Raw genomic sequence first — 13,740 nt, forward strand, 5'->3', positions numbered from 1 at the left:
ACCCATCGACAGGCGCGCACAAGGCGCGCCGTTCGGGGGAAGAGACTGAAATGAGACACGGCCTCATGATCGCGACCGCGATCGCAGCCATCACGATCGCGACGCCAGCCATCGCGCAGACACGCACCTTCGACGTGCCGGCCCAGCCGGCGACCGAGGGGCTCCAGGCGCTGGGTCGACAAGCCGATATCCAGCTGATCTCGGCGCGCAAGGATACGCGGGGCAAACGCACCAATCCCGTGCGCGGCACGATGACGGCGGCGCAGGCGCTCGAGCGGTTGCTCGCGGGCACCGGATTGCGCGCCCGGATGACCGGTCCGCAAACCTATGCGATCATTCCCGAAACGCCGATCTCGGCGGCAGTGGGCGGCCCCGATGGCGACGAGGATGCGCAGACGCACGATCCGATCGTCGTCACTGGTTCGCGCATCGTCCAGAAAGGCGTGGAAGCGCCGGCGCCGGTGACGTCGCTGACCGCCGAGGAGCTTCCCTCGGCAGGCAGCCTGACGCTCGGCGACGCGCTCGACCGGCTCCCGGCGTTGCGATCCACGCTCAATCAGAACAATGCATGGACGGGCTCCGTGCCCGGCACGGCCGGCGTCAATGGCCTCGACCTGCGCGGCCTCGGCCTGGTCCGCACCCTGACGCTGGTCAACGGTCGCCGCCATGTCAGCTCGATTCCCGGCGACACATCGGTCGACATCAACACCATTCCGATGGAATTGCTCGATCGGATCGACATCGTCACCGGCGGGAATTCGGCGATCTACGGCTCCGATGCGGTTGCCGGCGTCGTCAACTTCGTGATCAAGCGCAAGTTCGAAGGGCTCAAGGCGAATGTGCGGGTGGGCAACACCAGCCGCGGCGATCGTGGCAGCTACTATGCCGCGCTGACCGGTGGCCAGAATTTCGCCGACGGCCGCGGCAATATCGCGCTGTCGCTCGAATATGCGCATACCGACGTGCTGCGCGCCCAGGATCGCCCCGGCCTGACCGGCTATTATGACGGCTATAGCGGCTGGGCGCTCGTCGATTCGACCGTCGGCGAACCGGCCGCCGGCGACGGCATCGCCGATGGCGGCTTCTTTCACGGATTGCGCACGGTCAGTTCGGCGGGCGGTACGTTGACGGCCGTCTGCGGGACGGCGGATCGCGCAAATCGCGCGCGATGCACCGCGAACGGCTATGCCCAATATTATATGTTCCGACCGGACGGATCGCTTGCCGTCAACAATCCGACCGTCGATTTTCGCGACCTGAACGGCGGCGGCAGCAATGCGACCATCGGCGGCTATGGCGCCACGGAGATCAATAACGGCAATATCGCCTCCGGCCAGAACCGCTATTCGGCGAACCTGCTTGCGCATTTCGACGTATCGGACGCGTTCAAGCCCTTCATCGAAGCCAAATATGTCCACACCACGGGCAGTTCGGCGACCCAGCCCAGCTTCTTCAGCGGGTCGCTGATCGCGTCGCTCGGCGGCTTTGCCGGCGATGCCGCGCCCTATGACCTGCGTTGCAACAACCCGTTCCTGTCGTCGCAGAATCTGTCGACCATGCAGGCGATCGGCCTCTGCTCCAACGCGGCGACCGGGACCTTCGCGGTGCAGCGCTTCAACATCGATATCGGGCAGCGGAGCGAGTCCAGCCAGCGCGACGTCTATCGGGTCGTCGCCGGCGTCGAAGGCGATTTCAACGGCGACTGGCATTATGAGGTGGCGGCGAATTACGGCGCGTTTCGCGGTTCCGCCGTCTTTGCCGACAGCCTCTATATCCCCAATCTCTTCAGGGCGCTGAACGCCGTCACCAACGCATCCGGACAGATCGTCTGCGCCGTCAACGCCGACGGCAATACCGCCAACGACGATCCGGCCTGCGCCCCGCTCAACCTGTTCGGACGCGGCGTCGCGAGCGCGGCCGCGCTCGACTATGTCACCGAGACGACGGGCCGCAGGATCAGGACCGGTCAATTCGACGTGACCGCCTATGTCGCCGGAGATCTGTCGCAGCTGTTCGAACTGCCCGGCGGACCGGTCGATTTCGTGCTGGGCGGCGAATATCGGCGCGAAACCGCGTTCACCGCCTATGACGGCCCCGCAAAGCAGCTGCAATTCTTCGGCGTCGGCGGACCGGACTTCGATCCGCCCGCGCTTGCGGTGAAGGAAGTGTTCGGGGAATTGTCCTTCCCGCTGCTCCGCAACACGCGCTTCGCGAAGCAGCTGACGGTCTCGGCCTCCGGCCGGATATCCGACTATGACAGTAGCGCCGGTACCGTCTTCGCTTATAATCTCGGCGCCATATATGCGCCGGTCGCCGACATCCGGCTGCGCGTCAATTACTCGCAATCGGTTCGTGCCCCGACACTGGCCAATCTCTATGCGCCGGTGCGCACGGCCTATCAGACCGTGCAGGATCCCTGCGACATACTCTATGTCAATTCGGGCAGCAGCACCCGCGCCATCAACTGCAAGGCGGCCGGCCTTCCCGACAATTTCGTCAACGATCTGGCGCGGCGCCAGCCCAGCCCCGCGATCAGCGCGGGCAATCCGGATCTCAAGGTCGAAACCGCCAAGTCGCTGACCGTGGGCGTCGTGCTCCAGCCGCGGTTCGTGCCGGGCCTTTCGCTCACCGTCGACTATTACGACATCAAGGTCGACGACTTGCTCGCCGGCGTCGGCGCGCAGGACATTCTCTATAATTGCTACGACGCCGCGACATTGGACAATGCCTATTGCAAGCTGGTGAAGCGGCAGTCCGACGGCAGATTCTCGGTTCCGGACGGTATCCGCGTCTCCCCGCTCAACTTCGCCAAGCAGAAGACGCGCGGCCTGGATTTTGAACTGAACTATGTGCATCGCTTCGAGAACGGCCATCGCCTCTCGCTGAAGATGCTCGCCACCCATGTGCTGAAGCTCGACAACTACACTTTCGTCAACGAGCCCGGCCGGCCGAACCGCCAGCTCAGCGAGCTCGGCGATCCGCAATGGGCGGGACTGCTGATCGCCGACTATGCCATCGGGCCGTTCAAGCTGGGCTATCAGATGCAATATGTCGGCAAGATGACGCTCGCCAGCTACGAGACCCAGCATGCCTATGCGGGCCAGCCCGCCCTGAACGCCGACGTCTATCCGGTGAAATGGTATCCGGATGTGTTCTACCACAATGTCAGCGTCGCTTTTGAAGTGAACGACCGGTTCAGCCTCTATGGCGGCGTCAACAATATCGCGGACCGCCAGGCGCCCTATTCGCTCACCGGCCAGACGCCGAGCGCCGGCTCGGTCTACGATATCTTCGGCCGCAGTTTCTATGCGGGCGCCAAAATCAATTTTTGATCCCGTTGGGAAGGCGTCGATGCCTTCCCCCTTTTTTCGGTGAGAATGGCAGTGACAATGATGAAGTGGGCGAAACTGATCCTGATCGCGACCGTCTGGCATGCGACGGCGGTCGCCCAGGCGCCATCACCATCCCCACCGCAACCCGCCGAAGTGGCCATCCCCAACAGCCGCGCGATCGATTTCGTCTCATCGGTGAACGGGCATCGTTACCGGATCAATGTCGCGCTGCCGTTTCGCCCGGCCCCGCCCAAGGGGTATCGCGTCCTCTATATCTTCGACGGCAACAGCTATTTCGGCAGCACTGCCGAAGCGGTGCGGATCAACGGCAACGCCACCGACGTGGTCGTTGTCGGCATCGGCTATCCCAACAGTCCCGAATTCGGCGCGGAGTCCGACACCCGCCATGGCCCGCCATCGACCGCGCAGGCGGCACTTGATCCCGTCAGCCGTGCCCGCGTCCGCGAGCGGATGTACGATCTGACCCTGCCCGTCACCGATGCGGAGATTGCGGCGCAGGCGGGGTCCGGTCCCGCGCCCTACGCATCCGGCGATGTCGGCGGGCTCGATCAGTTGCTCAAGACGATCGAGGTCGACGTGAAACCGCGCATCGCCACAATGACGACGATCGACACGTCGAACCAGGCGCTGTTCGGCCATTCACTCGGCGGCCTCGCGGTGCTGCGCGCGCTGTTCACCACCCCCGGGGCCTATCGCAGCTTCATCATCGCCAGCCCGTCGATCTGGTGGAACAACCGTTCGGTGCTCGCCGGGGAAGCCGGCTTCGTCGCGGCGGTAAAGGCCGGCAAGGCGACGCCCCGGATACTGATCACCATGGGCGGCAATGAAAGCAGCCTACCAAGGGCGTTGCCGCCCGCCGATATTCCCGCACGAAACGCGGCGATCGCGCGCGCCAATATGGTCGGCAATGCACGCGACCTGTCCGCGCGGCTCCAGTCGGTGAAGGGTGCCGCGGGCTATGAGGTCGACGATTTCGCGCTCTTTGCCGATCAGGGCCATGGCATCTCGGTCTGGCCCGCCATCGGCCGTGCAGTGGAATTCGCGTTCCAGCGCTGAACGTCGACCCGAAATGCCCTTGATTCGAGTTGATATTTTCCAATCAGGATTGCAGTTTCCCCTCGGGCCGAGTCAGCGGTCGCCAACGGGGTGCATTGATGAGAAAATATCTGCCGTCGGCCGGCATCGTGTCGGGCCGTCCTGCCGTTGCGGCGATCCTGCTGGCTGCCCTGGCGACGCCCGTGACCGCGCAGCAGCCCTCCGCACCGCTGGTGCCGACACCCGTCCCCGCCGCACCGATCGCCGACGGCTTCACGCTCGCGCTGGCCGGCGACATCATCTATCTGCGCCCGATGCTGGCGACGCTCGAACGCCAGGCCCCCGATATTCTTCAGATATTGCGGGGCGCCGATGTCACGTTCGGCAATTTCGAGACAACGGCGATCGACCTGACGCGCTTCAAGGGCAGCCCCCAGGCGGAATCGGGCGGCACCTGGCTGTTCGCCGCGCCGGAGACGGTTCGCGACGTGGCGGCGATGGGCTTCGATATCCTGAGCCATGCCAACAATCACGCCACCGACTGGGGCGCGGAGGGGCTGGCCGAAACACTCGACCATCTCGACGCCGCGAAGCTGGTCCATGCGGGCACCGGCGCCAGCATGACCGCCGCGCGCGCGCCGCGCTATCTCGATACCGCGCATGGCCGCATCGGGCTGGTCGCCGCCGCCACCAGCTTCACACCGATGTCGCGCGCATCCGATCCTCTGGGCGAAGTGCCGGGGCGGCCGGGCGTGAACGCGATCCGCACGATCCGCAGCGGCCTGGTCTCGCCCGACCATCTGCGCGTGCTCGCCACGATCGCGGGCACCGATCCGGCCAAGCCGGTGACGCTGATGGGCAATCGCTACATCGCGCGGGACGGTGCGCCGGCAAAGCTGAGCTATAGCTACGAGATCAACGAGCGCGACCAGCAGGCGAACATGACGGCGGTGCGCCAGGCGCATCAGAACGGCAATCTCGCCATCTTCTCGCTCCACAATCACGAGCCGAACAACGAGAGCGAGGCACCCGCCGATTTCGCGCAGCCGATGGCGCGCAAGATGATCGACAGCGGCGCGGACGTCGTCGTCGGCCACGGCCCGCACCAGCTGCGCGGGATCGAGATCTATAAGGGCAAGGTGATCTTCTACTCACTCGGCAACTTCGCGATGATGAACAATTCGCTCGACCAGTTGCCGGCCGACGTGTTCGACCAGTTCGGCGTCGACCCGGTCGGCACCACGGTTCCCGAATTGCTGCAGTCGCGCAACACGCGCAGCTTCGCCGATCCGCGCTTCTACGAGGCCGTGGTCGCGAAGATCGGCTATGCGCGCGGCAAGGCGAGCGAAGTCCGGCTCTATCCGATCGACCTGGGCGTCGATTTGACCGGCGCGGCGCGCGGCGTGCCCAGGACCGCCAGCAAGAAGATCGGCCAAAGGATCCTGGAGCGGCTCCAGCGCCTGTCCGCCGACTATGGCACGAAGATCGCGATCGAGAACGGCGTGGGCCTGATCCGCCTGAGCGCGGACTGACGTCCGACACGTCACAAGAGGGGAAATGGGATGACGAGGATGATGCTCCGCCTGATGCTGGCGGCAACGGCACTGGCGACGGTCCCGGCCATGGCGCAGAATGGCGGGCCCGATGCACCGCCGATCAACGATCGCAGCGCCTATCTGCCACCGTCGGTGCCGACCTCGGACGATGTGCTGCGTATCCCCGTTCCCACCGACTATAACGCGCCCAAGGGATCGTTCGTGCTGGTCGGCGGGCGGCTGTTCGACGGCACCGGCGCGGCGGCGCGACCCGCCACGATCGTCGTGCAGGGCAAGAAGATCGTGGCGGTGCTGAAGGCGGGCGAGCGCAACTGGCCCGCCGACGCCGTGGTCTACGACATCACCGGCAAGACGGTGATGCCCGGGCTGATCGACCTGCACACCCACCTGACTTATGTCGAACGCTTCGATGCGGGCTATGGCGCCGCGGTCTCGAGCGGTGCGGATTCGGCGCTGCGCGGCATCTGGCGCATGGGCATCTTCCTGCAATCGGGCGTCACCAGCGTGCGCGACGTCGCGTCGCATGGCGACGCGCCCTTCCTGCTCAAGCAATGGCAGGCCGCCGGTCGCATCGCCGGCCCGCGCGTGTTCGCGGCGGGCCAGCTGATCACCGCGACGGGCGGCCATGGCGCCGCACTCAACAAGGGGCCCGCCAATCCGATGGATGCTGTGCGCGAGGCGTCGGGGCCCGATGGCTGGCGCGAAGCCGTGCGCATCCAGTTCAAGCAGGGCGCCGACCTGATCAAGCTGGCCAGCGAATATTCGCAAGCGGAGATCGACGCGGCGGTGGCGGAGGCGCATTCGCTGGGCCTGCCGGTGACCGTCGATTCCGAGACGCAATATATCGACATGGCGGTGAAGGCCGGAGTGGATTCGATCGAGCATCCCCTGCCCCGTTCCGACGCGGCGATCGCACTGATGGCGAAGCGCGGCATCGCATCCGTCCCCACGCTTGTCCCCTATCGCATCATCCAGCGCAGCAGCGGCGGTTATTTCGGATCGACGTCGCGCCGCTTCGAACTCAACGAAACGACGATCCTCGACATGCTGCGCAAGATGAGGAAGGCCGGGGTGAAGCTGGGCGTCGGCACCGACCTGATCACCAACTGGATCGACTATATGCCCCATGCCTATATCGAGGAGCTCAAGGGCTTCGTGAAGGTCGGCTTTAGCAACAGCGAGGCACTGGTCGCGGCGACCAGGACCAATGCCGAGATCCTGCGCATGGCCGATCGGCTGGGGACGATCGAGCCGGGGAAACTGGCCGACATCATCGTGGTGGACGGCAATCCCGATCAGGATCTCGATGCGCTGACCAAAGTGACGACGGCGTTCGTCAACGGCCGGCTGATGCTGCAGGGCGGCCACCTCTATACGCCGGCACATGCGCCGAAACCGTTGCCGGCCGTGCAATAGGGCGTGCTTGTCGCTCGCGCTTACCGGATTGTCGCATCGGCTTGATCGAGGTCAATGACGCCGCATCCGTTCCGGGGTAGAAGCGCACATCAATCGGGCGGTGCCGGGCTCTGGATGGGCCGCCCGCATATGTGCGAATCCGATCTGAACGATACTCTGAAGCGGGGGGCCGCGATGGAGACGAAAATGATCGAAGAGAGTCCCGACTATTTCCGCAGACGTGCGCGCGAGGAGCGCGAACGGGCCGAGACCGCGACCGATAGCTGCGCGAGCAAGGCGCATGCGCGCATTGCGGCCGAATATGAACGACGCGCGCAATATGAAGCGGCACCGACGCCGAACCCGGTGATCGGATGACCGCGAGCACCCCGGTCCGCGAGACCCGCGATGTCCTGATCGAGCGCGCACGCGAAGCGATGCGCAGTGCGGAGGCGGAGACGCTGCCCCACCGCGCCCGCATCCATGTCGCCGCCGCCGAAACCTGGCTGCGCCTGGCCGCGCGAAAGCCCGTCGGCGACCCGGGGCACTGACCCCGGCGACTCGCAGCCGCCCGTCCGATCGCGGCGCGCGACGGGCACGGGCCGGTCCGTTTATGGCCCATTTGCGCACTCTACCCCAATAGTCTTGACATTCTCCAATCCGAACATGACGCTCCCGTTCAGAAAAATTTTTCGAACAATGGAAAAGGGGAGCAATATGCTGAAACGATGGCTTGGCGGCCTTGCCGCTGCGGCGGCAATTGGCGGCGCGGTGGTGGCGCAGGTGCCCGACACCAAGCAACGGACGCCCGCCGAACTCCAGTCCCCGCCCGGGGCCATGCCCGCGGTGCCGGACACGGGCGCGTTCAACAAGACCGATGTCGATGCCTGGCTCGACGGCTTCGTGCCCTATGCATTGCAGCGCGGCGACGTCGCCGGCGCGGTCGTGCTGGTCGTCAAGGACGGCCAGGTACTGACGCAAAAGGGCTATGGCTATGCCGACCTGAAATCCAAGCGGAAGGTCGATCCCGCGACCACCCTGTTCCGCCCCGGATCGATGTCGAAGCTGTTCACCTGGACCTCGATCATGCAGCTCGTCGAGCAGGGCAAGGTCGATCTCGATGCGGACGTGAACACCTATCTCGATTTCAAGATCCCACCTTATCAGGGCAAGCCGATCACGCTGCGGCTGATGATGAGCCATGCCGCGGGTTTCGAGGAAGCGAGCGGCGGGCTGATCGTTCCCGCCCCCGCCAGCTATCCGCCGCTCGGCGACAAGCTGAAGGAGTGGATCCCGGCGCGGATCTTCCCGCCGGGCACGACCCCGGCCTATTCCAACTATGCGACGGGCCTTGCCGGCTATGTCGTCGCGCGCGTGAGCGGCCAGCCCTTCGACGAATATCTCGAAGCGCATATCTTCGGGCCGCTGGGCATGGCGCATACGACGATGCGCCAGCCGCTGCCGGCGAACCTCAAGCCCTTCATGGCGACCGGATACGACAAGGCGTCCGGATCGGCCAAGCCGTTCGAGATCGTCACGCTGCCGCCCGCCGGATCGGGCAGCGCGAGCGCGCCCGACATCGCCAAATTCATGATCGCGCACCTGAACGACGGCCAGGGGCTGCTCCGCCCCGAAACCGCACGGCAGATGCACAATTCGCCGCTGCACATCTTTCCCGGCGTCCCCGCCATGTCGCTGGGCTTTATCGAAGTGCTCAACCATGGCCGGCGGATCATCTCGCATGGCGGTGACACGGCCTGGTTCCATACCGGCATGTGGCTGATCCCCGACGCCAAGGCGGGGCTCTACATCTCGATGAACAGCGCCGGGCGCGAGGGCGCGACGGGCGCGATCCGCGAAGCGATCCTCGCCGAGTTCATGCGCCGCTATTTCCCGGCGCCGGCCCCCAAGGACCCGCCGTTCAACAAGGCGCAGGCGATCGCCGACGCCCAGGCGATGGCCGGCACCTATGTCGCCAGCCGCCGGTACGACAGCGGACTGCGCAAGGCGCTCACCTTCTTCTCCCAATCGGTGGTGACCGCCGACAAGGACGGGTCGCTCAAGGCCCCGAACTGGCTGAACGTGGGCGGCGGCCCCGATCAATGGGTCAATATCGGCCCGCTGCTGTGGCGCAACGCGGAGACCAACGAAGTGATGAGCGCCAAGGCCGAGAATGGCCGGGTGACGATGATCGCGCAAAGCTTCCCCGCCTCGGTCGCGATGCGCGTGCCATGGTATGAGAATACGAGCTGGCTGCGCCCCGCGCTGATCGCCAGCCTGGTGGTGTTGCTGCTCGCCGCGCTTGCCTGGCCGATTGGCTGGGTGCAGCGGCGCTATTACGGCGCACAGCGCGCCGTCGCGACGGGCCGTACGCTCGGCGTCCAGCGCTCGGTCGCCAGCCTGTCGGCGGCGAGCCTGATCACGCTCGGCATCTGGTTCAATTTCCTGTCCAACATGCGCGGCCAGCCCATGGGCGGCGGCGTCTATGCGCTGCAGGCGGCGACAGTGATCCTGCTGCCCGGTCTTGCCGGCTTCGCGCTTGCCCGGCTGTGGCTGGCCCGGAAAAGCGGATCGAAGCTGTCGATCACCTGGAGCGCGATCATCGCGCTGGCCGCGCTGATCGTGCTGTGGGGCGCATTGGCATTCCACCTGATCCATATCGGCATCGAACAATGACGTCCGCCGGGGTGCGCGATTCCGTCGCGCACCCCGGCGCCCCCATGATCGCTATGCGCATCGAAGCGTCGCTCATGAGCTTCATGACGGCATGCCGCGCGTCACCTGCACTGACATCGCACGTTCGCAGGACTCATCGGAACAATCGGCCCCACCCAGGCGATATGTCTCTGCAAAGCCGACGATTTCGGTGATCGGGATACGGGTCGTTAACCGCTTTGCGCTAGGATTTCGGCATGACGAGCCCCACAGACCGTCGTTCTGCTCCGCCGCGTATCTCCAGGCGGAACTGGCTGGGTCCGCAGATGCCGATCCCGGATGCCGTCTATCGCGAACTGATCGACATGCTGTTCGAAATGCGGCTTCCCGTCGTCGCCCTGGGTGCCGCCTTCATCGGCGTCGCCGCATTTCTGGGCTACCGGTTCAACGACATCACCCTGATCCTGATCGCACTGTCTGCGACGGTGGTGACCGCCGCCCGCTTCGTCAGCATCACCGGCTATCGCCGTCACACCCGCCGCTGGACCGTGGACGAACTTCGCATATGGGAGCGCCGATACGCGATCGGCAATTATCTGTCCGCGCTGTTACTCGCCGCGTTCAGCGTTCGCGTCCTCCTGTCGCACGCGCCGATCCAGCATCTGATCGCGGTCAGCCTCGTCTTCAGCTTCTGCGCCGGGATCGTCTCCCGCATATCGATCCGGCCGATGATCTGCGTGATCAGCGTATTGCTGGCGGCGGTACCGACCGTCGTCAGCCTAGCGCTGCACGCAACTAGCGGTCATGACACCCCCGCGCATGCCGAACTGTTCGCGATCGAAGCGCTGCTGGTGGCGATGGTCACCGCGCTCAGTCTCAACACCGTCGGCCATCTCTATCGCTCCGCGGTGGAGCATCTGACGACCAAGCATGACCTTGCCCAGCTGGCGACACAGGATGCGCTGACCGGCCTTCCCAATCGCCTGCTGCTGCGCGAACGCTTCAACGAGAGCATCCTGCCCGTCGCACAATCGTCGGGACAGCTCGCGCTGCATTTCCTCGACCTCGATGGTTTCAAGGCGATCAACGACATTCATGGCCACCCCGCCGGCGACGCCCTGCTCAGGGAAGTATCGTCCAGATTGACCGCGATGGTGCGCGAAACCGACACGGTGGCACGCATGGGCGGCGACGAATTCGTCGTCGTCCAGGGCGGTATCACCGAAGGCAGCGAAGCCGAACTGCTTGCCCGCCGGATCATCAAGCGGCTGAGCGCGCCTTATGAGATCGACGGAGAGACCATGCATATCTCGGTCAGCGTCGGTATCGCCATGGCGCCCGAACAGGGGCTCGATCTCGAGCATCTCGCATCCTGCGCCGACCTTGCGCTCTACCGCTCGAAGCGCGGCGGCAAGGCCCAGCTCCATTTCTGCACACCGGACGAAGCGGTTACCGTGCGCAGCGCCTGAACGGGATGTTCCACTGGCGTGGCGCACTCGTTTCCGATGTACTTATGTTAGGGTCGAGGCCCGATCATGGAGGTTGCGATGCGAATTCTCCTTCTCATGCCCCTGTTGCTGACGAGCGTTGCCCCAATACCCGCGCTTGCCGCCCCTCCGGGCACGCTTGCCGGCGCGGAACCGGTTGCCGGTGCGCCATCGGGCGCGCGGGCATGGCGCGTCCGTTACTGGACGACGAACGATCGCGGGCAACCCGTCGAGGTGACCGGCATGGTCATCGCACCGGTACAGGCGGCCCCGCCGCGCCCCCGGCCGGTGCTTGCCTGGGCACATGGAACATGGGGCGTCGTGCAGAAATGCACGCCCTCGCTCAGCCGCAATTTCTTTACCGCGACGCCGGGACTGAGCGATGCGATCCAGCGCGGCTATACCGTGGTCGCGCCCGATTATCCTGGCCTCGGCAGCGCAATGCCGCACGGCTATCTCGCTGGCGTCAGCACGGGCCGGTCGGTGCTCGACGCGGTCCGTGCCGCGCGCGGGATCCGCGATGCTGCGGCGGGCAATAGTTTTGCCGTCTGGGGGGAATCACAGGGCGGCCATGCCGCATTGTGGAGCGGGCAACTTGCCCGGAGCTATGCGCCGGACCTGAAACTGGTCGGGGTCGCAGCCGCGGCGCCCGCGACCGATCTCGTCGAGAATCTGACATCGGGCAGCGATCCGTCGATCCGCGCCTTCCTCACCGCCTTCGCCGCCTATAGCTGGTCGCAGCATTTCGGCGCCCCCTTGTCGACGCTCGGCAACCGGTCGACACAGGGCGTGATCACCCGGCTTGCCCGCAACAATTGCATCGAGATCGGCCAGAAACCGAAGCTGGGAACCGCGCTTGGCGTGCTCGTGCTCCGCCGCGACCTGAAGAATGTCGATCTCGGCCGCATTCAGCCCTGGGCCCGCCTCGCGCGCGAGAACAGCCCGGCCGCACGGCCCTATGGCGTGCCGTTCCTGATCGCGCAGAACCCGAAGGACGTGCTCGTCGGCCCCGCCACGACACGCGCATTCGCGCAAAAGCTCTGCCGGAACAACGCGACGGTGCATTTCATCGACATCGTCGGCAAAGGGCATGAGACCAGCGCAGCCGACACGGCCGGCGTCACGCTCGACTGGATCGACGCGCGCTTCGCCGGCCGGCCGGCGCCGAGCGATTGCGGGCGTATCTAGAGTGATTTCGAGGCAGGTGGAATCACCTGCCGACTCGGAAATCACGGAGGACAAAGGAAATCTAGAGTCGATCCGGTTCGACCTGAACCGGGTCGACTCTAGGACGGCCGGACTTGCTCCTGCGCCACCGCCGGTGACGGTTTCGGATAAAGCTTGTCGCGACATGTGCCCAGATCCGCCTTTGCGAGATCGCTGACCTTGGCGGCGTTCCACGGGCTGCCCATGCGGCCGCCCTCGCGATACCAGAAGCCGTAGAGCTGATCCTTGGCCGCGACCAATGTCGCAGCGCCGATGCTGTTGCCGCTCGCTTCATACCAGCCGAGCCGCATGATGCGTCCGAAGATCACCCCCTCCAGCTGGCCATTGCCATTGTTGTAGCAGCCATGGATCCGGTTGCCGTCCTGGCGCAGCAGGATCGGGCCATATTCATGGGTATAATAGCCGCTCACATCGGCGACACCGCCCGCACCGCGGCTTTCGAGCTCACCCTGAATCTCGAATTCGGACAGGCGGGTCTGGCCGCCGCCATTCCAGTTATCCTTCACCACCAGCTTGATCCAGCGCGCCGAAATCGGTGTCTTCAGCGTGAAACGCGATCTTTGGTCCTTTGCCGCTTCGCCGTCATAGATCTTGAAATAAGGGCCGTCGGGCGACGCGGTGGCGCCCAGCACGGTGAAGCGACGGACCGGAGAGCCCTCCGCGCTCACCGACGCGCTGCCATCCTCGCGCGCGACCGGCGCGAAGGTGGAATCGAGCGCGAAGCCGCTGATCTTGCCGGGGCCGGTCAGTTCGAATTTCAGTTCGTGCGGAAAGGTCACGGTCTTTTCGGACATCCAGCCATAGCCCTGGCTGCCGTCGACGAGATTGATCGAGAATTCGGACCAATGGCGCTTCGCCTCTCCCGTATCCGCCATCGCGATCCCACCGGCGGTGATATGCAGGATATTGTTCGGCTCGGGTTCCGACGCCGGCTTGTCCGGCGTATTGGCCGGTTGCGAGGTGCAGCCGGCGCACAGCAGCAGTGCACCGAACAGGGCATGGTTCCGCATCGATAATCCTCTCAAATGAGCA

General features: G+C 65.1%; 10 protein-coding genes. 9 read left to right on the forward strand and 1 reads right to left on the reverse strand.

What is annotated here, in order from left to right:
- Nucleotides 1–50: 50 nt before the first annotated feature.
- The 9 genes from AC3WN8_RS03855 to AC3WN8_RS03895 all read left to right on the forward strand — a co-directional run bounded on the left by AC3WN8_RS03855 (nucleotide 51) and on the right by AC3WN8_RS03895 (nucleotide 12,669).
- Entirely contained in the window at nucleotides 51–3,332 is a 3,282-nt protein-coding gene (locus AC3WN8_RS03855; protein WP_492668065.1) for a TonB-dependent receptor, read from the forward strand.
- Between the two features lie 57 nt (nucleotides 3,333–3,389).
- On the forward strand, nucleotides 3,390–4,409 hold the full coding sequence (locus AC3WN8_RS03860) for an alpha/beta hydrolase (RefSeq protein ID WP_492668216.1): 1,020 nt from the start codon (nucleotides 3,390–3,392) through the stop codon (nucleotides 4,407–4,409).
- 98 nt (nucleotides 4,410–4,507) lie between these two features.
- Entirely contained in the window at nucleotides 4,508–5,920 is a 1,413-nt protein-coding gene (locus AC3WN8_RS03865; protein ID WP_492668066.1) for a CapA family protein, read from the forward strand.
- Between the two features lie 30 nt (nucleotides 5,921–5,950).
- Nucleotides 5,951–7,360 (forward strand): amidohydrolase family protein, encoded by a 1,410-nt coding sequence (locus AC3WN8_RS03870; protein ID WP_492668067.1) that lies wholly within the window; start codon nucleotides 5,951–5,953, stop codon nucleotides 7,358–7,360.
- A 186-nt stretch (nucleotides 7,361–7,546) separates the two neighbouring features.
- On the forward strand, nucleotides 7,547–7,717 hold the full coding sequence (locus tag AC3WN8_RS03875) for a hypothetical protein (RefSeq protein WP_492668068.1): 171 nt from the start codon (nucleotides 7,547–7,549) through the stop codon (nucleotides 7,715–7,717).
- Nucleotides 7,714–7,890: a hypothetical protein gene (locus AC3WN8_RS03880; protein WP_492668069.1), complete on the forward strand. Its 177-nt coding sequence runs from the start codon at nucleotides 7,714–7,716 to the stop codon at nucleotides 7,888–7,890. The genes AC3WN8_RS03875 and AC3WN8_RS03880 overlap by 4 nt, the downstream gene beginning before the upstream one ends.
- A 166-nt stretch (nucleotides 7,891–8,056) precedes the next feature.
- Complete coding sequence (locus AC3WN8_RS03885; RefSeq protein WP_492668070.1) at nucleotides 8,057–10,015, forward strand: serine hydrolase domain-containing protein; 1,959 nt, start codon at nucleotides 8,057–8,059, stop codon at nucleotides 10,013–10,015.
- Between the two features lie 236 nt (nucleotides 10,016–10,251).
- Nucleotides 10,252–11,463 (forward strand): diguanylate cyclase domain-containing protein, encoded by a 1,212-nt coding sequence (locus AC3WN8_RS03890; protein ID WP_492668071.1) that lies wholly within the window; start codon nucleotides 10,252–10,254, stop codon nucleotides 11,461–11,463.
- Nucleotides 11,464–11,541: 78 nt separating this feature from the next.
- Nucleotides 11,542–12,669: an alpha/beta fold hydrolase gene (locus AC3WN8_RS03895; RefSeq protein WP_492668072.1), complete on the forward strand. Its 1,128-nt coding sequence runs from the start codon at nucleotides 11,542–11,544 to the stop codon at nucleotides 12,667–12,669.
- A gap of 98 nt (nucleotides 12,670–12,767) precedes the next feature.
- On the opposite strand, the gene AC3WN8_RS03900 is transcribed toward AC3WN8_RS03895, so the two are convergent.
- A complete protein-coding gene (locus AC3WN8_RS03900) occupies nucleotides 12,768–13,718 on the reverse strand; it encodes a discoidin domain-containing protein (protein WP_492668073.1) in 951 nt (316 codons plus the stop codon).
- Between the last annotated feature and the right edge of the window lie 22 nt (nucleotides 13,719–13,740).

The organism is Sphingobium sp. FW305-3-2-15-F-TSA7 (genome assembly GCF_058787155.1).